Source organism: Streptomyces sp. NPDC001868, assembly GCF_040297125.1.
In the GTDB taxonomy this organism is placed as follows: Bacteria; Actinomycetota; Actinomycetes; order Streptomycetales; family Streptomycetaceae; genus Streptomyces.
In genome coordinates, this window is sequence record NZ_JBEOYO010000033.1 from 40,678 (window position 1) to 62,204 (window position 21,527).

At 70.7% G+C, this 21,527-nt stretch carries 16 protein-coding genes; 2 read left to right on the forward strand and 14 right to left on the reverse strand.

Annotated features, from left to right (window positions below; translation table 11 throughout):
• Positions 1-202 precede the first annotated feature (202 nt).
• The 14 genes from ABT147_RS30915 to ABT147_RS30980 all read right to left on the reverse strand — a co-directional run bounded on the left by ABT147_RS30915 (position 203) and on the right by ABT147_RS30980 (position 19,638).
• On the reverse strand, positions 203-538 hold the full coding sequence (locus ABT147_RS30915) for an RNA polymerase-binding protein RbpA (RefSeq protein WP_010352468.1): 336 nt from the start codon (positions 536-538) through the stop codon (positions 203-205).
• Between the two features lie 229 nt (positions 539-767).
• Positions 768-998: a preprotein translocase subunit SecG gene (gene secG, locus ABT147_RS30920; RefSeq protein WP_029181151.1), complete on the reverse strand. Its 231-nt coding sequence runs from the start codon at positions 996-998 to the stop codon at positions 768-770.
• A 131-nt stretch (positions 999-1,129) separates the two neighbouring features.
• Positions 1,130-1,906, reverse strand: coding sequence for a triose-phosphate isomerase (tpiA, locus tag ABT147_RS30925; protein ID WP_351412216.1), 777 nt, complete (start codon positions 1,904-1,906; stop codon positions 1,130-1,132).
• A 6-nt stretch (positions 1,907-1,912) separates the two neighbouring features.
• Positions 1,913-3,124 carry a phosphoglycerate kinase gene (locus ABT147_RS30930; RefSeq protein WP_351412218.1) on the reverse strand — a complete coding sequence of 404 codons (1,212 nt, stop codon included), beginning with the start codon at positions 3,122-3,124 and terminating at the stop codon, positions 1,913-1,915.
• 134 nt (positions 3,125-3,258) lie between these two features.
• On the reverse strand, positions 3,259-4,269 hold the full coding sequence (gap, locus tag ABT147_RS30935; RefSeq protein WP_351412221.1) for a type I glyceraldehyde-3-phosphate dehydrogenase: 1,011 nt from the start codon (positions 4,267-4,269) through the stop codon (positions 3,259-3,261).
• 269 nt (positions 4,270-4,538) lie between these two features.
• Positions 4,539-7,493, reverse strand: a complete 2,955-nt coding sequence (locus ABT147_RS30940; protein ID WP_351412223.1) for a M14 family metallopeptidase — start codon at positions 7,491-7,493, stop codon at positions 4,539-4,541.
• A gap of 179 nt (positions 7,494-7,672) precedes the next feature.
• A complete protein-coding gene (gene whiA / locus ABT147_RS30945; protein ID WP_351412226.1) occupies positions 7,673-8,662 on the reverse strand; it encodes a DNA-binding protein WhiA in 990 nt (329 codons plus the stop codon).
• Positions 8,653-9,723, reverse strand: coding sequence for a gluconeogenesis factor YvcK family protein (locus ABT147_RS30950; protein WP_351412228.1), 1,071 nt, complete (start codon positions 9,721-9,723; stop codon positions 8,653-8,655). The genes whiA and ABT147_RS30950 overlap by 10 nt, the downstream gene beginning before the upstream one ends.
• Positions 9,720-10,790, reverse strand: a complete 1,071-nt coding sequence (gene rapZ / locus ABT147_RS30955; RefSeq protein ID WP_351412231.1) for an RNase adapter RapZ — start codon at positions 10,788-10,790, stop codon at positions 9,720-9,722. The genes ABT147_RS30950 and rapZ overlap by 4 nt, the downstream gene beginning before the upstream one ends.
• A complete protein-coding gene (gene uvrC, locus ABT147_RS30960; protein ID WP_351412233.1) occupies positions 10,787-12,859 on the reverse strand; it encodes an excinuclease ABC subunit UvrC in 2,073 nt (690 codons plus the stop codon). Before uvrC ends, rapZ begins: the two co-directional genes overlap by 4 nt.
• A 166-nt stretch (positions 12,860-13,025) precedes the next feature.
• Positions 13,026-13,697: a response regulator gene (locus ABT147_RS30965; RefSeq protein WP_351412236.1), complete on the reverse strand. Its 672-nt coding sequence runs from the start codon at positions 13,695-13,697 to the stop codon at positions 13,026-13,028.
• Between the two features lie 308 nt (positions 13,698-14,005).
• Complete coding sequence (locus ABT147_RS30970) at positions 14,006-16,693, reverse strand: PAS domain S-box protein (protein WP_351412322.1); 2,688 nt, start codon at positions 16,691-16,693, stop codon at positions 14,006-14,008.
• Between the two features lie 150 nt (positions 16,694-16,843).
• The gene (locus ABT147_RS30975; RefSeq protein ID WP_351412238.1) at positions 16,844-18,247 is read right to left on the reverse strand and encodes an ABC transporter substrate-binding protein; all 1,404 of its coding nucleotides are present in this window, start codon (positions 18,245-18,247) and stop codon (positions 16,844-16,846) included.
• Positions 18,244-19,638 carry an ABC transporter substrate-binding protein gene (locus ABT147_RS30980; RefSeq protein ID WP_351412240.1) on the reverse strand — a complete coding sequence of 465 codons (1,395 nt, stop codon included), beginning with the start codon at positions 19,636-19,638 and terminating at the stop codon, positions 18,244-18,246. The genes ABT147_RS30975 and ABT147_RS30980 overlap by 4 nt, the downstream gene beginning before the upstream one ends.
• A 204-nt stretch (positions 19,639-19,842) precedes the next feature.
• Here ABT147_RS30980 and ABT147_RS30985 point away from each other — a divergent pair, with 204 nt between their 5' ends.
• Positions 19,843-20,217: a response regulator gene (locus ABT147_RS30985; RefSeq protein ID WP_351412243.1), complete on the forward strand. Its 375-nt coding sequence runs from the start codon at positions 19,843-19,845 to the stop codon at positions 20,215-20,217.
• A gap of 236 nt (positions 20,218-20,453) precedes the next feature.
• The gene (locus ABT147_RS30990; protein WP_351412245.1) at positions 20,454-21,455 is read left to right on the forward strand and encodes a hypothetical protein; all 1,002 of its coding nucleotides are present in this window, start codon (positions 20,454-20,456) and stop codon (positions 21,453-21,455) included.
• The last annotated feature ends 72 nt before the right edge of the window (positions 21,456-21,527 follow it).

Consider the following 21,527-nt stretch of genomic DNA (forward strand, 5'->3'; position numbering starts at 1 on the left):
GTGCCCCGCTGCCGGTCCCAACCTAATTGATCACGACGGAACACGAGCTGTCGCCGTGTCGTCGTCCGGCACAACAACAGATACGTCCGGCTCGGGCGGCGGTATCAGCGCGGCGGCGGACAGAACGAGGAAGGCGGCGACGAGCGGAGCGCCCCCAAACACATCCGGCCGGGCACTCTTGGTGCCCGGCCGGTGTCGACTTCTAGATCTCGCCCCGCAGTTTGGCGAGCGCCTCGGCGAGGATCGCCTCGCCGTCCGCGTCGCTGCGTCGCTCCCGCACATAGGCGAGGTGCGTCTTGTAGGGCTCGGTGCGTGGTGGAGCCGGGGGGTTGTCCCGGTCCTGTCCGGCCGGGAAGCCGCAGCGCGGGCAGTCCCAGGTGTCGGGGACCTGTGCGTCGCTGGCGAAGCTCGGCTGGGTCTCGTGTCCGTTGGAGCACCAGAAGGAGATGCGCAGCCGGGGTGCGGACTCGCCGCGCTCGGCTTCGCCCATCGGCCCCGCCCCGACCCGGCTTCCTCGGATCGCGTTGCCACTTGCCACGGTCGTAACTCCCTGCGTGATGGTGCGGCGAAGCGAGTCGGCGTTTCGCTTCGCTGCGAGCGCCTCAGTCTACGTAAGGCCCAACGCGCGTCCAGTGATTGGAGTTACATCCCGCCCACAGACGCAAGCCCCATGATAGGCCGCGTTCGAAGTCGCGTACCCAGCATGGGGCTTTACGTGCGGATTGGTGCGTCCGTGACGCCTTGTCGTGCCGGTGTCGGCCCGAGGGTCAGTTGTTGACCTTCATCAGGATGCCGAGTACGACAATGCACGCGAACCACAGCAGACCGACCACGACGGTGATCCGGTCGAGGTTGCGCTCGGCGACCGAGGAGCCGCCGACGGAGGACTGCATGCCGCCACCGAACATGTCGGAGAGGCCGCCGCCCTTGCCCTTGTGCATCAGCACCAGCAGCATCATCAGCAGGCTGAACACGATCAGGGCGATCGAGAACCCCATAACCACGGCTGGACCAACTTCCTCGGATCTGGATAGACGACGGGAGGGCCGGGACCGGTCGGCGAGCTCGACACTCGCTTACTGGGCCTCGGCCCCCCGCAAGAGTACGACGTTACGCCGCTAAGGCCTACTCACTGGTCGCGGAAGCGCACGATCTTGACGAACTCGTCCGCGTCCAGGGAGGCGCCGCCCACGAGGGCGCCGTCGATGTCGGCCTTGGCCATGATCTCGGCGACGTTGCCGGCCTTGACCGAGCCGCCGTACTGGATGCGGATCTGGTCGGCGGTCTCCTGGGAGTACAGCTCGGCGAGCTTGCCGCGGATGGCCGCGCAGACCTCCTGGGCGTCGTCGGCGCCGCAGACCTTGCCGGTGCCGATGGCCCAGACGGGCTCGTAGGCGATCACGACGGTCTCGGCGTGCTCGGCGGGGACGTCCTTGAGGCCGCCCTCGACCTGGGCGAGCGTGTGGGCGACGTGGTTGCCCGCCTCGCGGACCTCCAGCTCCTCGCCGACGCACAGGATCGGGGTGAGGCCGTGCTTGTAGGCGGCCTTGACCTTGGCGTTGACGATCTCGTCGGTCTCGTCGTGGTACTGGCGGCGCTCGGAGTGGCCGATCGCCACGAACGTGCACTTGAGCTTGGCCAGCATCGGGCCGGAGATCTCGCCGGTGTAGGCACCGGAGTCATGGGCCGAGAGGTCCTGGGCGCCGTACTTGATCTTGAGCTTGTCGCCGTCGACCAGGGTCTGGACCGAGCGCAGGTCGGTGAAGGGCGGCAGGACCGCGACCTCACAGGCCTCGTAGTCCTTGTCGGCGAGGGCGAAGGCGAGCTTCTGGACGTGTGCGATGGCCTCGAGGTGGTTGAGGTTCATCTTCCAGTTGCCCGCCATCAGGGGCGTACGCGTGCTCATTGAGGGTCAGTCCTCCAGTGCGGCGAGGCCGGGGAGCGTCTTGCCCTCTAGGTATTCGAGGGAGGCGCCGCCACCGGTCGAGATGTGGCCGAATGCGTTCTCGTCGAAGCCCAGGATGCGCACGGCCGCGGCGGAGTCGCCGCCGCCGACGACCGTGAAGGCGTCCGAGTCGAGGAGTGCCTGGGCGACGGCCTTGGTGCCCTCGGCGAAATCGGGGTGCTCGAAGACGCCCATGGGGCCGTTCCAGAAGACGGTGGCGGCGTCGGCGATCTTCGAGGCGTACAGCTTGCGGGACTCCGGACCGATGTCCAGGCCCATCTGGTCGGCGGGCATGGCCTCCGCGGCGACCGAGGTGGCGTCGGCCGGAGCCTTGCTCTTCAGGTCCGGGAACGCGGGCGCGACGACGGCGTCGACGGGCAGGACCAGTTCGACACCGGTCTTCTCCGCGCGCTCCACGTACTCGGTGACCGCCGACAGCTGGTCCTCCTGGAGGAGGGAGCTGCCGATCTCGTACCCCTTGGCCTTGAGGAACGTGTAGGCCATGCCGCCGCCGATGAGGATGCGGTCGGCCTTGCCGAGCAGCTGGTCGATGACGGCGAGCTTGTCGGAGACCTTGGCGCCGCCGAGCGCGACCACATAGGGGCGCTGAACGTCGTCGGTGAGCTTCCGCAGGACGCCGACCTCGGTGGCGATGAGGTACCCGGCGTAGTGCGGCAGCCGGGCCGGGAGGTCGAAGACCGAGGCGTGCTTGCGGTGCACCGCGCCGAAGCCGTCGCCCACGTAGACGTCCGCGAGGGCGGCCAGCTGGTCGGCGAAGGCGCCGCGCTCGGCGTCGTCCTTGCTCGTCTCACCGGCGTTGAAGCGGAGGTTCTCGACGACCGCGACCTGCCCGTCGGTCAGGCCCGCGACCGTGGCGGTGGCGGACTCGCCGACCGTGTCCGTCGCGAACGCCACGTCGGCGCCGAGGAGTTCACCGAGGCGCGCGGCGGCCGGGGCGAGGGAGAAGGCCGGGTCCGGGGCGCCCTTGGGGCGGCCCAGGTGGGAGGCGACGACGACACGCGCGCCCGCCTCGGCCAGCGCCTTGACGGTGGGCAGCACGGCGCGGATGCGGCCGTCGTCGGTGATGGTCGTGCCGTCCAGCGGCACATTGAGGTCGGCGCGGACGAAGACCCGCTTGCCGGCGACTGGCTCGGCGAGGAGTTCGTCGATCGTCTTCATGGAGAGGGCTCCCGAGGAGTACTTGTGGTGCTCGTGATCGTAGGAGGACCGCTTTGTACGTGAGTCAGGGCCCGGGCGGCGCGTCGCTGCGCCGCCCGAGCCCTGCCTTCACACGGAGGTGCCTGCTCTGTCGGTCAGAGCTGGTCGCCGACGAAGACCGTGAGGTCGACGAGGCGGTTGGAGTAGCCCCACTCGTTGTCGTACCAGCCGAGGATCTTCACCGTGTTGCCCTCCTGGACCATGGTCAGGGAGGAGTCGAAGGTGCAGGAGGCCGGGTCGCTGACGATGTCCGAGGAGACGATCTCGTCCTCGGTGTAGGCCAGGTAGCCCTTGAGGGCGCCGTCCTCGGAGGCCTTCTTGAACGCGGCGTTGACCTCGTCCTTGGTGACCTCGCGCTGGAGCGTCACGACCAGGTCGGTGGCCGAGCCGGTCGGGACCGGGACGCGCATCGCGATGCCGTCGAGCTTGCCCTTGAGCTGCGGCAGAACCAGCGCGGTGGCCTTCGCGGCACCCGTGGTGGTCGGGATGATGTTCTCGGCGGCGGCGCGGGCGCGGCGCAGGTCCGAGTGCGGGAAGTCCAGGATGCGCTGGTCGTTGGTGTACGCGTGGACCGTCGTCATCAGGCCCTTGACGATGCCGAAGTTCTCGTCGAGGACCTTCGCCATGGGCGCCACACAGTTGGTGGTGCAGGAGGCGTTGGAGATGACGTGGTGGTTGGCCGCGTCGTACTTGTCCTGGTTGACGCCCATCACGATCGTGATGTCCTCGTCCTTGGCCGGAGCCGAGATGAGGACCTTCTTGGCGCCGCCGGCGAGGTGCTTCGCGGCGTCGGCCTTCTTCGTGAAGATGCCGGTGGACTCGATGACGATGTCGACGCCCAGCTCGCCCCACGGGATGTCGGCGGGGTTGCGCTCGGAGAGCACCTTGATGGTGTGCCCGTCGACCGTGATCGTGTCGGCGGTGTGCGACACCTCGGCCTTGAGGCGGCCCAGGATGGTGTCGTACTTGAGCAGATGAGCGGTGGTCGCGGTGTCACCCAGGTCGTTGACAGCCACGATCTCGATGTCAGCACCCTGCTCCAGCAGCGCGCGGAAGTAGTTACGACCGATGCGGCCAAAGCCGTTGATGCCTACGCGGATCGTCACGAACCGATCTCCTCGTTGGTACGCCGGCTCAGTGCCGGCGAGCTGTATGGGATGTCCCCGACCGCCTACGACCCTACCTCCCCGGGGCCCGTCGAGTGACATCGAGATGCCCTATACATGCCGGTGCGGTCCATACTCGCCAGTAGGGGTAGGGACCGCCCTGGTTTTGCAAGGTGATTACCTTTTGAGCGGCCCCCCGATCATCTGATTCCAGACGTCCGGAGGGCCGCTCACGTGGCCTTTCCTCACTCGTTCGGCGCAGTCGGCGCTCAGTTCCTCAGAGCCGCCAGCGCCTTGCCGAGCAGTGCCTTGCGGTCGGCCGCTGCGGGGACCTGCTCCAGGCCGAAGCCCAGCAGCACGGTGTCGTCCGTGGTGACCGCGCCATAGGTCTTGAACAGTTCACCCGACAGGCCCCAGTCCTTCACGACCGCCGGGCTGCCCGCGGGCGGGCCGGGGACTGTCCAGGCACCGAGCGACGTCTCGAAGCCCTCGACGGCGCCGGCCGTGCCGCCGATGACGACGGTGGCGTTGTCGGCGAGGACACCGCGACCGCCGCTGCCGGGGTCGGTGACATAGCTGAGCGCCACCTCGACCGTCTTGCCGGCGTACGCCGACAGGTCGAACTCGACCTGCTGCCAGCCGTCGGAGGCCCCGGTGAAGCTGTTCCAGGCACCGCTGGTGCCGCTGGGCGTGCAGCCCCCGGAGCCCAGGGTGAGGTACCGCTTCAGCGCCGGGTGGCCCTGGATGAAGTACCCGGCCTCGCACTCGACGGGCACGGCGGTGGAGGTGGCGCCGCCGGCCTCCGGCAGCGTCGTCCAGTCGTCCGCCCCGGCCGTGTGCGCCTCCAGGAGGGCGTGGTCGTAGCCCTCCTCGGTGCTCCACAGCAGCTGGGTGCGCAGCGTGGGCCTGTCGGCCGCGGTCACCGAGGTGAGGTCGATGGTGCGGGTGAGACGGTTCCAGGCGTAGTCGGTGTGCGTGGCGGCCGCCATGGACGCGCCCGCGTAGGGGCCGTACGGGTTGACGGTGCCGGGGTACTGGCCCGCGCCGGCGCTCTTGAACTGCGGGAACGTCTCCACGGGCAGCGCGTCCGAGGTGACACCGAACGATCCGGCGGTGTTCAGCGGGTTGCCGGGCGCGTCACCGAGCGTTCCGGTGAAGCCGCCGAGCTTGCTCAGGCCCGCGAAGGCCTTGGCGTCGGGCAGGGAGGTACGGCTGTAGGCGCCCAGGTAGTACTGGCTGAAGTCGTTCGACAGGGTGCCGCCGCCGAGGTCGACGGAGCCGCCGGCGCTCTCGCCCGCCTCGATCAGCTTGCCGCCCTCGTTGAGGTAGGCGCGCAGTTCGAGCTGGGTGGCGACGCCCGGCCGGACGGCGCCCGTGTAGTGCACGACCTGCTTGAAGTGCTTCAGCACGCCGAGCGCGTCGGGTGCGCCCTGGGTCGCGACGTCCCAGACGAGCGCCTTCTTGCCATTGGCCTTCAGCGCGTCGACGTAGGCCTGCGTCTGGGTCGCGGTCGCGCCCTCCTCGGCGAGGACGAGCGTGTCGGCCTTGGGGCGTTCGGCGATCGTGTAGGTGAAGCGCTCGCTCTTGGTGGGCCTGCCGCTCTTCGTCTCGCCGGTGAACCAGATCTCGACCTTGTCGCCCGGCTCGCCGTCCTGCACCTTGGCCCGGTACTCGTCGAAGTACAGGTTGTCCGCACCGCCGAACGTCTCACCGCCCTTCCAGGCCCTGAGCGTCTGGTCGTACGTACGGCCGCGGCCGTTGATCCGGTACCGCAGCTCCTTGTCGCGCACCGACTTGCGGGCGACGACGGAGATCTCCTGGTCGCCGCCGCGCGAGTAGGAGGTGGTGAACTCGGCCGGGGTGAAGTCGGGGGCGTCGACGCCCACCGAGGACTTCGGCCGGTCGGGCCTGGCCGCGGACTCGGCGAGGGAGAGCGCGAACGGGATGTTCTTCTCGAACTCCTGCTGGATCAGCTTCTCGTCGTCCGGGAACGTGAAGACCGAGGCGCAGTCCTCGGGCTTCCAGGCGTCGGCCGGGTCGATGTTCGAGGCGGTCTGGCAGGTCGACATCTCGGGGGTGTAGAACGCCGCGCCGTTGACGTTGGACGCGTGGCCGTTCGCCTCACCGTTGGTGGTGTACAGCTCCGAGGAGAGCTGGGGGCGGTAGCCGGGGATCGCGGAGTTCTCGGGCGTACCGGCGAGGGACTTGTACAGGACGTCGTCCGGCGTCGGGGACGCCACCTGCCAGCCGACCCCGTAGAGGAGGAGTTCGGCGGCGGAGTGGTAGTTGATGCCGAACTCGAAGCCGATGCGCTTCTCGAAGGCGTCCAGGACCTTCGTCTCGGGCTCCGAGGCGGGGCCGGCACCGCGGTAGGTCTCGCTGGTGGGGAACGGGGACGAGCCCTCGTTGTCGTAGCCCCACTTGTAGGCGAAGTTGCGGTTGAGGTCGACGCCGTCGCCGACGGTGATGGCGTTGTCGCCGTTGACGTCCCGCAGGTTCTTGCGCCACTGGCGGTTGGCGGCGGCCTGGTGGGTGAAGTCGTAACCGTCCGGGTTGGCGGAGATCACGAACCACAGCTCGGTGGTGTCGACGATCTTCTTGATCCGCTTGTCGGTCTTGTAGTTGTCCAGGTAGTGGTGCATCAGCCGCCGGGTCATCTCCGGTGTGATCCACTCACGCGCGTGCTGGTTGGACATGTACAGCACGGACGGCTTGACGCCGTCCTTGGTCTTCTTCGCGTTCTTGGTCAGCTTGACCGCGAGGATGTCCTGGCCCCGCAGGGACTTGCCGAGGGAGACCACCTTGGTCAGGGACGGGTTCTCCTGGCCGGTCCGGAGGATCTCCTCCTTGATGTTGCCCGCGCCGCTGTAGGGGCGGTAGACACCGTCACCGGCGGCGGCGACCCGTGCCTCCGCCTTACTGGTGAGCCGGTGCTCCTTGAGCTCGACGCCCTGCTCCTCCAGGGCGTCCGCCTGCTTGTCGGTGAGGTAGACCTCGACCGAGGCGGTGCCCTTCTCCGGCGCCTGCTCGCTGAGTTCGTGGCCGTCCTGCCCGGCCGCGAGCAGCAGCGGTATCTGTTTCTTCGTCACCTCGGCGCGGAAGACCTTGACTTCCTCCGCCTCGGACCCCTCGTTCTCGGCCGCCTGGGCGAGCGGCGCCAGTCCCGCGCCTCCGCCCAGCAGGAGCGCGCCCGCGGCGAGGATCGATCTCGCTCTTCGTCTCATGAGCCCCCCTTGCAGTGGTCCGCCACAGCGGCGAACAGACGCCAGGCTCATGTCAGACATGAGCCACGTCAAGGGCGCCTCACAGGCCACACACGGAATTCACGCGGAAAGCCGAAAGCCGGTGCCGAAAGCACCCAAATGGGCGTCGGCACCGGCGAGTTGCGCTTTCTGACGTCCTGTCACCCCACGAGGTTCTCGGCCATCTCCTCGGTGAGGCTGGACTCGGTGCCCGGGATGCCGAGGTCCGAGGCGCGCTTGTCGGCCATGGCCAGCAGCCGGCGGATCCGGCCCGCGACGGCGTCCTTGGTGAGCGGCGGGTCGGCGAGCGCGCCCAGCTCCTCCAGGGAGGCCTGCTTGTGCTCCATGCGCAGCCGTCCGGCGGCCGCGAGGTGCTCGGGCACGTCGTCGGCGAGGATCTCCAGGGCGCGGCCCACCCGGGCCCCGGCGGCGACGGCGGCACGGGCCGAGCGGCGCAGGTTGGCGTCGTCGAAGTTGGCGAGCCGGTTCGCGGTGGCCCGGACCTCGCGGCGCATCCGCCGCTCCTCCCACGCCAGCACGGACTCGTGGGCGCCGAGGCGGGTCAGGAGCGCGCCGATCGCGTCCCCGTCCCGTACGACGACCCGGTCCACGCCCCGGACCTCGCGGGCCTTCGCCCCGATCGACAGCCTGCGGGCGGCGCCGACCAGCGCGAGGGCGGCCTCCGGGCCCGGGCAGGTCACCTCCAGGGAGGACGAGCGGCCGGGCTCGGTCAGCGAGCCGTGGGCCAGGAACGCGCCGCGCCAGGCCGCCTCGGCGTCGCAGGTGGCCCCGGAGACGACCTGCGGGGGCAGGCCGCGGATGGGGCGACCGCGGCCGTCCACCAGGCCCGTCTGCCGGGCCAGCTGGTCGCCGCCCGCGACCACCCGTACGACATAGCGCGAGCCGCGGCGCAGTCCGCCGGGTGCCATCACGATCAGTTCGGAGCCGTGGCCGAAGATCTCCAGGATGTCCCGCTTGAGTCTGCGGGCCGCCATGGCGGTGTCCAGCTCCGCCTCGATCACGATGCGTCCGCTCACCAGGTGCAGCCCGCCCGCGAACCGCAGGATCGCCGAGACCTCCGCCTTTCTGCAGCAGGTCCGGGTGACGGGTAGCCGGGAGATCTCGTCCTTCACCGCTGCCGTCATCGCCATGGGCCGATCCTTCCATGCATCCGAAAAATACGGTCGTACGCGGCGGCCAACAGCTCCGGGTCGTGCCGCGGAGATCCATCGGTCCGGGCCACCGGCGCCAGCTCGACCGCGGCACCGAACCGTTTGGCGGCTTCGGTCAGGGAATCGCGGTCGGGCACGGCGGCCTCGTCGGCCAGCACCACGTCCAGGGCGAGTTTAGGGGCGTGTCGTGCCAAAACCTCCAAATGACGCTGCGGGGAGAAGCCATCGGTTTCTCCCGGCTGCGGGGCGAGGTTCAGCGACAGCACCAGCCGGGCCTTGGTCTCGGTGAGGGCGTCGAGCAGCTGGGGCACGAGCAGATGCGGGATCACCGAGGAGAACCAGGAGCCCGGGCCGAGGACCACCCAGTCGGCGTCGCGGACCGCCGCCACGGCCTCGGGCACGGCGGGCGGGTCGTGCGGCACGACGTGCACGGACTGCACCTCGCCGGGGGTGAGCGCGACGGTCGCCTGCCCCCGTACGGTGTCGACGTCGTCCGGGCGCGCCGGATCGTGCCCCTTGACCAGGGCCTGCAGCTCCAGGGGGACGGCCGACATGGGCAGCACCCGGCCCTGGGCGCCCAGCAGCCTGCCGACCAGGTCGAGGGCCTGGACGTGGTCGCCGAGCTGCTCCCACAGGGCGACGATCAGCAGATTGCCGACGGCGTGTTCGTGCAGGTCGCCCTGGGACTGGAAGCGGTGCTGGATGACGCGTGCCCAGGTCTGGCCCCAGTCGTCGTCGCCGCACAGCGCGGCCAGCGCCTTGCGCAGGTCGCCGGGCGGCAGGACACCCAGCTCGTCGCGGAGGCGTCCGCTGGAGCCGCCGTCGTCGGCCACGGTGACGACGGCGGTGAGGTCGCCGGTGATCCGGCGCAGTGCGGCGAGCGAGGCGGACAGGCCCATGCCGCCGCCGAGCGCGACGACCTTGGGCTGGGCGCCCCGGCGGCGCGGCCTCGCCCCGCGGGCCTCGACGGGCCTGCCCTCGCGGCCCTCGGGGGCGACCCGGCGCAGCCTGCTCAGCCGCGACGCGGTACGTCCGGTCACTCGCGCCCCATGTCCCGGTGCACGACCACGGTCTCGACGCCCTGGGAGGCGAGGCGGGCGGCGAGCTTCTCGGAGGTGGCGACCGAGCGGTGCTTGCCTCCGGTGCAGCCGACCGCGATGGTCACGTACCGCTTGCCCTCGCGGCGGTAGCCGGCGGCGATCATCTGGAGCAGCTCGGTGTAGCGGTCGAGGAACTCCTTGGCGCCGGGCTGGTTGAAGACGTACGCGGAGACCTCCTCGTTGAGGCCGGTGTACGGGCGCAGCTCGGGGACCCAGTGCGGGTTGGGCAGGAAGCGCATGTCCACGACCAGGTCGGCGTCGACCGGGAGGCCGTACTTGAAGCCGAAGGACATGACGGTGGCCCGCAGCTCGGGCTCCTCGTCGCCGGCGAACTGGGCGTCCATCTTGGCGCGCAGCTCGTGCACGTTCAGGCTGGAGGTGTCGATGACCAGGTCGGCGTCGCCGCGCAGCTCGCGCAGCAGCTCCCGCTCGGCGGCGATGCCGTCGACGATGCGGCCGTCGCCCTGGAGGGGGTGCGGGCGGCGCACCGACTCGAAGCGGCGCACCAGGGCGTCCTCGGAGGACTCCAGGAAGACGATCCGCCGGGTGACGTTCTTCGTCTCCAGGTCGGCGAGGGAGTCGCGGAGGTTGTCGAAGAAGCGGCGGCCGCGGACGTCGACGACGACCGCGATCCGCACCACATTGCCCTGGGAGCGGGCGCCGAGCTCCACCATGGTGGGGATCAGCGCGGGTGGCAGGTTGTCGACGACGAACCAGCCGAGGTCCTCCAGACACTTGGCGGCCGTGGACCGTCCGGCGCCGGACATGCCGGAGATGATGACCAGCTCGGGGATGGCCGCCTCGGGGACCCCGGCTGTTTCGATGCCCGTACTCACGTGTGCTCCGTCTTCCTGTGGCGCTGGGTGCCGCGGGGGATCGTCGCCCGCCGCGCTGTGGGCTGCCCCGCGCTCCGCTGTGTGCTCGTGGTGCTGTTCTTCTGGACGCTCCGAGTGCTCCGGGGGTTCTGGACGCTCCGGGAGTTCTGGGCGCTCGTCGTGCTCGGTCATGTCTCCTGCCCTCGCCGCCGGTCCGGGGAGCCCGCGGCCACGGGCTCCCCAGAGGGGTCCGCCGTCGTACCGGGCTCCTCTTCCTCCATGATCTCTCCAGTGGCCGTGTTCACGGCGGGTGCGGCCGGAGCCGCCCCCGCGAGGGCCGCGGCGATCGTCTCGGCCGTCTTGCGGCCTATGCCGGGGACCTCGCAGATCTGGTCGATCGTCGCGGAACGCAGCTTCTTCAGCGAACCGAAGTGCTTCAGCAGAGCCTGTTTGCGAGCCTCCCCGAGGCCGGGCACGTCGTCCAAGGGGCTCGCCCGGAAACGCTTGGCGCGTTTGGTCCGCTGGTAGGTGATGGCGAAGCGGTGGGCCTCGTCGCGGACGCGCTGGAGCAGATAGAGGCCCTCGCTGGTGCGGGGCAGGACCACCGGGTCGTCCTCGCCGGGCACCCAGACCTCCTCCAGGCGCTTGGCGAGGCCGCACACGGCGATGTCGTCGATGCCCAGTTCGTCGAGTGCCCGCCGGGCGGCGGCGACCTGCGGCTGTCCGCCGTCGACGACGACGAGCTGGGGCGGGTAGGCGAACCGCTTGGGACGGCCGTCGTCATCCTTGAGACCGCCCGCGGGGCCGCCGGCCCCGTCACCGGATTCGGCGGCGTCCTCCTCCACCCACTCGCCGGTCTTCTCCTTCTCCGCGAGGTACCGGCGGAAGCGGCGGCTGATCACCTCGTGCATGGAGCGGACGTCGTCCTGGCCCTCGAAGCCCTTGATCTGGAAGCGGCGGTACTCGCTCTTGCGGGCCAGTCCGTCCTCGAAGACGACCATGGAGGCCACGACGTCGTCGCCCTGGAGGTGGGAGATGTCGTAGCACTCGATCCTGAGGGGGGCACTGTCCAGGTCGAGGGCCTCGGCGATCTCCTCCAGCGCCCGGGAGCGGGTGGTGAGATCGGAGGCGCGCTTGGTCTTGTGCAGGACGAGCGACTGCTGGGCGTTGCGCTCGACGGTCTCCATGAGCGCCTTCTTGTCGCCGCGCTGCGGGATGCGCAGGGAGACATTGGCCCCGCGGCGCCCGGTGAGCCACTCCTGCACGGGCCCGACGGGGTCGGGCAGCGCCGGGACCAGGACCTCCTTGGGCACGGAGTCGCCGGTCTCCTCGCCGTACAGCTGCTGCAGCGCGTGTTCGACGAGGTCACCGGTGGTGACGGCCTCGACCTTGTCGGTGACCCAGCCGCGCTGGCCGCGCACGCGTCCGCCGCGTACGTGGAAGATCTGGACGGCCGCCTCCAGTTCGTCCTCGGCGAGGGCGATCAGGTCGGCGTCGGTCGCGTCGGCGAGCACGACCGCGTTCTTCTCCATGGCCTTCTTCAGGGCCTCGATGTCGTCGCGCAGCCGGGCGGCCCGCTCGTACTCCATCTCCTCGGCCGCGTCCGTCATCCGCTTCTCCAGGCGCCGGATGTACGTGCCGGTGCGGCCGGTCATGAAGTCGCTGAACTCGTCGGCCAGTTCGCGGTGGTCCTCGGCGGAGATCCGCTCGACGCAGGGGGCCGAGCACTTGCCGATGTAGCCGAGGAGACAGGGGCGGCCGGTGCGGGCCGCGTTCTTGAACACCCCGGCCGAGCAGGTGCGTACGGGAAAGACGCGCAGCAGCAGGTCGACGGTGTCCCGGATCGCCCACGCGTGCGCGTACGGCCCGAAGTACCGCACGCCCTTCTTCTTGTGACCGCGCATCACCTGCACGCGCGGGTACTCCTCGTTCATCGTGACCGCGAGGTACGGGTAGCTCTTGTCGTCGCGGTATTTGACGTTGAACCGGGGGTCGTACTCCTTGATCCAGGAGTACTCCAGCTGCAGTGCCTCGACCTCCGTGGACACCACGGTCCACTCCACGGAGGCGGCCGTGGTGACCATCGTGCGGGTGCGCGGGTGGAGGCCCGCCAGGTCCTGGAAGTAGTTGGCCAGGCGCTGACGCAGGCTCTTCGCCTTCCCGACGTAGATCACCCGACGGTGCTCGTCACGGAACCTGTACACCCCGGGAGAGTCCGGGATCTGCCCCGGACTGGGGCGGTAGCTGGAGGGATCGGCCATGCTCCACACCCTACTGGCGAGGAGTGACAGCGCGGGGGGCCTGTGGACAGAGCTGAGGGGCAGCGGCCGTAAGGGGCGCGGGGCTGTATCGATGTGCGGCTCCGCCGCGTGGGCGCGACCAGCCACAGACAAACCGCACCCGCCGACGGACCGCACTCCCCGAGCTCTAGCGCGTCTCCAGAAACGTCAGTACGGCCAGAACCCGCCGATGATCATCCGGCTCCTCGGGCAACCTCAGCTTCCCCAGGATGCTCCGCACATGCTTCTCCACGGTCCCTTCCGTCACCCACAGCCGCCGCCCGATCCCCGCGTTGGACCGCCCCTCGGCCATCAGACCGAGAACCTCCCGCTCACGGTTGCTGAGCATCGACAGCGGATCGTCCCGCCGCTGCGCCGCCACCAGCTCCTGCACCAGCGACGGATCCACCACCGACCCGCCCCGCCGGATGCGGTCCAGCGTCTCCAGGAACTCGTCGACGGCGGTGATCCGGCTCTTGAGCAGATACCCGATGGCCCGCCCCCCGGCCAGCAGCTCCAACGCGTCCTCGACCTCGACGAAAGCCGACAGAACCAGGATCCCGACCGACGGATACCCCTCCCGGATGGCGCAGGCGGCCTTCAGCCCCTCCGTGGACTGCGTCGGCGGCATCCGGATGTCGACGATCGCGATGTCCGGGAGCTGTGTCTCGACGAGGTCCATGAGCCCGCCGGCGTCGCCGGCCTGCCCCACCACCTCGTACCCGACGCGCTCGCAGAGGCTCGCGACCCCCTCCCGCAGGAGCACGTCGTCGTCCGCGAGCACCACCCGTCCGCGCACCGGATGCTGATCGGCCTCCATGGTCTCGGCCTCCCCCTTGCCCGACCTGTCCCGTTCGTCCCAACAGCCTGCCTGAACATGGGTCTTACGGCTAGCCGGAAGCCTAGTTGGGGGCGGGCCGTGAAGACACCTGAACGTTTGCCCGCAATGCTCGAAGAAGTGCAGCCGCGGGTGGAACCGGCGCCTCTGACGAGAGACGGCGAGACATCCGGCTGCCCAAGAACCGGGCGGCCGTCTCCGCCGTCCGATTCGACCGCCCGGAACGTGCGCCCGTACCGAGACCCGAACTCCCCCCTTTGAACGGGCCTCACCGCGTACGCTTCGGGCGGTCACGCACGCGGCGGGACGACCGCCGCGGCCTCCTCGGGCAGGCTCAGCGGCAGGCGCACGCTCAGCGTCGTCCCGCTCCCGGGCGGACTGGCGATCGTCAACCTGCCGCCGATCGCTTCCACCCGGTCGATGAGCCCGATCAGCCCCGACCCCTTGTCGGGTTCCGCTCCCCCGACGCCGTCGTCGCGGATGACCAGCTCCAGCACGCCCGCGCGTTCCTCGGCCGCCACCGTCACCACGGTCGCGCGCGCGTGCTTGACGGCGTTGGTGAGGCTCTCGGAGGTGACGTAGTAGGCCGCCACCTCGACCTGTTCCGGGAAGCGGGCCCCGGCGAAGGCGAGGTCGAGTTCCATGGGGATGGCGGAGCGACGGGCCAGGGAGCGCAGGGCGGGGCCCAGGCCGCCCCTGGACAGGACGGACGGGTGGATGCCCCGGGCCACCTGGAGCAGGTCGTGGAAGGTGTCGTCGAGGCCCTTGGCCAGCTGGTCCAGCTGCCGGGCGAGTTCCGAGGAACGGTCGGTCACCAGCGTCTCCGTCATCCGCAGCTCCAGCTGGAGGGAGACCAGGCGCTGCTGGACACCGTCGTGCAGGTCGCGTTCGATGCGGCGGCGTGAGGCGTCCCCGGCGGCCACCACGCGCGCGCGTGAGGCGGTCAGCTGGGCGCGGCTGTCGGCGTTGGCGATCGCGGTGGCGATCAGTTCGGTGAAGTCGGCGAGCCGGGACTCGGTGCCCCCGGGCAGCGGGTCGAGGAGCGAGGCCGCCACGACGACGCCCCACAGCCGTCCCTCGACGACGATGGGGGCGCCCACACAGGTGCCCGCCCGGGCGGCGCACCGGGTGCGGGCCACCTCGTCGATGGTCTTCCGTGTCGCCTCACGGCGGGTCATACGGGCGGCCTCGTCCTTCGCGTCCACGCGCGCGTGCGCGATCCCGAGGACCGTGACGCTGTCGTCGGGCTCGTAGCGCAGTACGGCCGCCGCCGTCCCCAGCAGGGACGCCACCTCCTCGGCGACCTTCCCGAACACCTCGGACGGCGGCACACCGCGCGCGACCGCGGTGGCGACCCGGCGCAGCGCGGTCTGTTCGAGGGAGGCCCGGCGGCTCTCGGTGACGTCGCGGGCGGCGGCGTAGATGAGGCCCTCCTCGGGGACCGACCGGGCGCTCCACTGCAGCCAGCGCTCGGTGCCGTCGGCCCGGACGTACCGGTTCTCGAACTCGGCGACCTCGGCGCCGCCCGCCAGCCGTGCCACGGCGTCGCTGGTTCTGTCCCGGTCCTCCTCGTGCACGAAGTCCAGGAGCGGCCGGGAGGTCAGGGTCTCGCTCGGGTAGCCCAGGGTGCGCTCGAAGGCCGGGTTGACACGCTTGAAGTAGCCGTCGACGCCGCTGATGCAGAGCAGGTCCAGGGAGAGGTTGAAGATGCCCTCCAGTTCCTGTTCGGCCCGTCTGCGCCGGCCGTGGGCCGCGGCGAAGGACGCCATGGTGCCGTTCATGCCGCCGAGCAGTTGGGCCCAGGTGCCGTCGAAGGAGTCCACGTCGGCCCGGTGTCCGAGCCGGCCCGCGTCGATCGCCGTGTTCATGTCCCGGATCTCGCCGGCCAGCCGCTCGCTGGTCACCCGCAGCTCGCGGAACGTGTCGGCGACATCGCCGAGTTCGTCGCGTCCCGCGTAGCGGATGTCGTACGAGAGGTCACCGTCGGACAGGGCGCGGGCGCCCTCGGAGACCTGTCCGAGGGGGCGGGTGATCGAGCGGCGCAGGGCCAGCGCGAGAAGGGTGACCAGGGCCAGGACGGCGAGGGAGACGGCCAGTTCGGTGAAGGCCCGGGCCCGGGTGGCGCGCAGGTCGCGGTGGGCGGTGGCGTCGAGTTCGCGGGCGGCCCGGTACTGGATGCCGCGCAGGGCGTCGACGTACTGAGCGGAGTCGCCGAGCCACTTGTCGTACGAGGGCCAGTCGGCGGGCCGGGCGGCGGTGTCGGCGAGCAGGTCGCGTACTTTGCGGACCTCGCGTCCGGGGACCTCGAAGATCACGGCGTGCAGTTCGGCCTTCAGCTCGTCCGACGCGGTCTGCTGGAACGCTCTGAGCTGGGCCTTCTCCAGTTCGGTCCAGCGGCCCGCCGCGGCGGTGGTGTGCCGTTCGCCGGGTGCGTGGAAGAGGACGGCGAGTTCGGCCCGTTCGCTCTCGGTGGCGGCGACGGCCCGCAGCATCGCCATATGGGCGTCGGCCGCGCGGCCCGAGGCCCGGGTGGGGCGCCCGGATTCGAGGGCGTCGACCGTGTCGAGCACCTTGTTCTCGATGACCTCGTATCCCTGGGCCACGGCCCGCGTGTCCAGCGAACCGGTGCCCGTCTGGACCCGCAGGGCGTGCAGTTGACGGCGTACGGCGTCGAGGTCCCCGGCGACATCGGCCTCCGGCTGCCGGTCGAGGGCTTCGGCGAAGGCCCGCCGCAGCGCGTCGTCGGTGATCCGCTGGGCCTCCGCGCGGCCGCGCAGGGTGTCCGGTTCGGCGCTCAGCCGGGCCTCGACCGCGGCGATCCGCTCGCGTGCGACGGCGCTCCCGACCTCGCTGGTCACGAACGACACCTCGATCGCGGTGTCGAAGTCGCGCAGGGTCCGCGCCTCCGCCCACTGGGTCACGGCGGCGAACGCGGTGAAGGCCAGCAGGACGGTGACCGGCAGCAGGACGAGCAGCATCAGCTTGGGGCCGACGCGCAGCCGCGCCAGGAACGGGACGGTGACGGTACCCGCGGTCGCGGCGCGGCGGACTCCCGCCGGGGAGGGGCTCGGGGCGGGGCTCGGAGCGGGGGGTCGTCGGCGGGACGGTGGGCGGAGCACGGCCGGGCCTCACGGTCCGGTCGGGGGGTAGTGGCCGTGGTCCGCCAGGTCCTTGTCGACGGCGCGCACCGCCTCGTCCAGGGCGGGCCGCACGGCCCCTCCCCGCATGATCTTCGCGAAGGCGTGGGCGAAGGCGTCGGTGATCGCCGGGTAGGCGGGGGTCTGCGGCCGGGGGCGGGCGGTGCCGTTGCGCAGTTGATCTATGTAGAGGCGCTCGGGGCCGCCCTCCGCGAACGCGTCGGTGCGTTCGATCGCGGTGCCCGTGGCGGGAATCCCGCCGTTGACGTCGGTCATCCGCAGGATCTCGTCGGGGCGCAGCAGGAAGGCCAGGAAGCGCCAGACGGCGTCGCCGTCGGCCCCGCCCGCGGGGACGCCCCACTGCCAGGAACCCATTCCGGTGGCGCTGCCCGTGCCGAAGTCGGGCAGCGGCACGAGCGTCACATCGCCCGGGTGGGCCGCGCTGAACTCGCCGTATTTCCAGTGGCCGTTCCAGGACACCGGACTTCTGCCCTTCTGGAAGGCCCCGAAGTCCTTGTTCTCGTCCACGTATCCCGCCTTCGCCCAGCCCTGCAGCGTCGTCAGCGCCTCGACCGACTGCGGCCCGTTGAGCACACCTTCGGCCGTTCGATAGGTGGAGCGTTCGATCAGGTCGCCGCCCGCCGACCACAGGGCCGGTGCGAACCCGTACGTTCCCCATTCGGTGCCGGCCCACGGCAGCTGGAGGTCCAGCGGCCTCTCGTAGCCGAGGGCGCGCAGCTTCTTCAGGATGCCGGTGAACTCGTCGGCGGTCCAGGCGTCGCCGATGCCCTTCGGGATGCGTACGCCCGCCTTCTCCAGCACCGACGGCCGTACGTACAGGCCGAGTCCGGAGTCGAACGTGCCGAGACCCCACAGCCTGCCCCGGTAGGTGCCCTGTTCGAGGACGGAGGGCAGCAGGTCCGCGCGCAGGGACTCCGGGACGCAGGAGTCGATGGGCCTCAGGTCACCGGCCCAGGCGTGGTGGAACAGCTTCGGGGCGTCGAAGTCGAGCAGGTCGGGCAGTTCGCCGTCGGCCGCCGCCGCGCGGACCAGGTCGTCGTAGTCGCCCTCCGGGACGCGGACGAGCCGGACCTTCACCTCGTCCTGGGAGGTGTTGAACGCCCGCACCTGGGCCCGCACAGCTTCCAGTTCGCCGTGTGCCGACGGGTCGTGGAACCACATCGTGATCTGCGCGGGGGCGTCGATCCGGCCGTCGCAGGTCGCGTCGGAGGTCCGCCGGGTGCGCTCGCCGCCGTCTCCGCCCGCCTCGCAGCCCGCGAGCAGCAGGGCCATGCAGAGCAGCAGCGCCGACCGGGCACGGCGGCGCGGCCGCGAAGCGCTGATCCGACCGGGCACCCGGGGAGTGCTGCGCCGGGGTCCGGCGGCGCGGGTCATGGTCCGCTCTTCGGGTAACCGTCGTGGGCGGCGAGATCCTGGTCGATGGCCGCGACCGCCTCGTCCAGGGTCTTCTGGGCGGGTGCCCCGGAGAAGACGATGTCGGCGACCGCGTGCGAGAAGGCGACGGTGACCGCCGGGTACGCCGGTGTCTGCGGCCGGGGCCGGGCGGCGCCGCTGCGCAGCTGCTCGATGAACAGCCGCTCCGCGCCGTTCTCGTCGAACAGCGGGGACAGCTTCACGCCCCCCTCCGTCGCCGGGATCGCGCCGTTCGCCTCGCTCATCCTGGCCACCTGCTCCGGCCGCAGCAGGTACTCCAGGAAACGCCACACCGCGTCACCGTCGGCGCCCCCGGAGGGGATGCCCCACTGCCAGGAACCCATGCCGGTGACGGTACCCGTACCGAAGTCGGGCAGCGGCACGATCGCCACGTCGCCGGGGTACGCCTCGCTGAACTCGCCGTACTTCCAGTGCCCCATCCAGGAGATGGGCGTACGGCCCTTCACGAAGGCGCTCTTGTCCTCCTTCTCGTCCCGGTCGACATAGCCCTCCTCCACCCACCTCTGCATGGTGCTGAGCGCCTCGACGGACTCCGGGCCGTTGAGGAACCCGTCGGCCGTGCGGAACTCCTCGGGGTCGATGAGGTCGCCGCCCGCCGACCACACGGCCGGCGCGAAGGCGTAGGTGTTCCACTCGTCGGCGAGCTTGGAGTCGGTGAAGTTCAGGTCGAGCGGCGCCTCGTAGCCCTCCGCGCGCAGCTTGCGCAGGATCTCCGTCAGCTCGTCGGCGGTCCAGGCGTCGTCGACGCCCTTCGGCACCCGGACCCCGGCGTCCTTCAGCACCGACGGCCGTACGTACAGGCCGAGTCCGGAGTCGAAGGTGCCCACGCCCCACAACCGCTCGTCGTAGGTGCCCTGTTCGCGGATGGACGGCAGCAGGTCCTTGCGGATCCTCGCGGGCACACAGGAGTCGATCGGCTTGAGCGTGCCGGACCAGGCGTAGCTGTAGAGGTTCGGGCCGTCGAAGTCGAGCAGGTCGGGCAGGTCGCCGCTGGCCGCCGCGGACAGGACGAGTTCGGTGTACGGGCGCTGCTCGGGCAGGGTGACCAGTTCGACCCGCACCTGCCGCTGCGATCTGTTGAACTCCTTGACCTGGCGCTTCAGCGTGGTCTGCTCACCGCTCTGTCCCGCGTGGAACCACATCGTGATGTGGGCGGTGCCGTCGATCTTCCCGTCGCAGGTCGTGTCGCCCGCCGCCTTGTCCCCCTCCTCGGCCCGGCCGTCCCCGGCACCGCCACTGCATCCGGCCAGGAGCAGCACGGCGGCCGCCGCACCCCACAACAGGGCACGGCGGACAGAACGTTTTCCCAGGTCCCGGCGCTGCGTTTTCATCGCACACCCCCTCTCGACCGGACGACACGGCCCCCAGGGCAGCGACATGCTACTCCTCGTGTCGCGTTCGATTCCCTGGGTGAGAGTGAACCAGTTGATTCGGCACAGGACTTCAGCACATCACGGCTAACGGGAATCCGGCGGCGCCGACACTTTCCCGCTAGCCGGAATGTGGGCCGATGACCACCTTGGGAGGCTGTGACCATGTCCATGCGCTGTCTCATCGTCGATGACAGTGCCCGGTTCCTGGAGGCTGCCCGTACGCTGCTGGAGCGCGACGGGATCCACGTCGTCGGTGTGGCCACCACGGGCGCCCAGGCGCTGGCACAGGCCGTGGAGCTGGCCCCGGATCTCGTCCTGCTGGACATCGATCTCAACGGCGAGAGCGGACTGGAGCTCGCGCCGAGGCTCGCGCGCACCGCCGCGTCCGTCATCATCCTCACCTCCACGCATCCGCTGGACGACGTCCTGGAACTCGTCGCCGCCAGTCCCGCCAGGGGTTTTCTGCACAAGTCGAAGCTCTCCGGGCAGGCGCTGCGGGACCTCTTGGGGCCAGATCAAGGGTCCCCGGCGCGTTGAGGATCTTGCCGGTGATGTCCGGCCAGGTCACGCGTCAGGTGTTGTCGGGACTTGGTCAACACGCTTCAATGCGGGGGAACTCGGGGCAAGGAACGCCGTCGTACGGATGTGAAGACGGGCGGCCGTCCAGGGCCCTTCCGGTGGATCTCCGTGGAGACGGGAGCGTCCGCCGGGCGCCCTGTCGGCCCGCGCGGTCCGACCAGCCGTCGCACTCTCCTCTACAGAAAGGCCCCTGCATGCGGCACGCCACAGAGCACGCGGACGTCGCGGCGGTGACGGACGTCGCCACGGACGTCGTCACGGACATCGTCACCGACGTCGCCACGGCGGAGTTGGAGTCGGTCCTGCGGGGCGGCCCCTTCCATGTCGCGCTGCGTGCCGCGATCGCCGCCCGCGGACTGCCGCTGCAGCGCGTGCAGCACCATCTGTCGCGCTACGGGGTCAAGGTCGGTGTCACCAGCCTCAGTTACTGGCAGCAGGGCGCCCGGCGTCCGCAGCGCCCCGAGTCGCTGCGGGCCGTGCGCGCCCTGGAGGAGATCCTCCAGCTCCCGGAAGAGTCGCTGATCCGACTGCTCGCCCACGCCGACGAGCCGCCCGGCGCGGAACGCCCCGCCGGCCGCTCCTACCGTTCCGTGGTGGAGGCCTCCGGTGTCCTGGAACGGCTCCTCGCCGAACTTGAGGTACCGCTCGACGGCGGTGTGCACACCGTCGGCCACCACGAGCGGGTCCGGGTCGGCGCGCGCCGGGAGCTGCTGGGCCGCGAGTCCCAGCACATCGTGCGCGCCCACAAGGACGGTGTGGACCGCTATGTGGCCGTCCACCACGGCGACCCGGGCTGCGCGCCGGAGCGGATGGCGGTCCGCGCCCTGGAGAACTGCCGCAGCGGCCGGGTGCGCTGGGACCGGGACACCGGTGTCCTCGTCGCCGAACTCCTCTTCGACACCCGGCTGCACAGCGGCGACACGTTCCTCTTCCGCTACGGCTTCGACGACGGCACGGCCGGTGTCTGCACCGAGTACGTCCGCGGCTTCCGCTCCTCGGGCGGCCAGTACGCCCTCCAGGTCCGCTTCGACGAACGCGCCCTGCCCGTGCGCTGCCACCGCTTCAGCCAGCACTCCGCCGCCGCGCCCCGAGGCGGCCGGACGACCCTTCCCCTGAGCGGCCTGCACCGCTCGGTGCACCTCGTGGAACCACGCGTACGGACGGGGATCGTGGGGATCGGCTGGGACTGGGAGTGACCGGCCGGCAGGCAGGGGCCGGCACCGAGATGGGCGCCCGTCGCGGTGGCGCGGGCCTTTGAGGTACTTTCC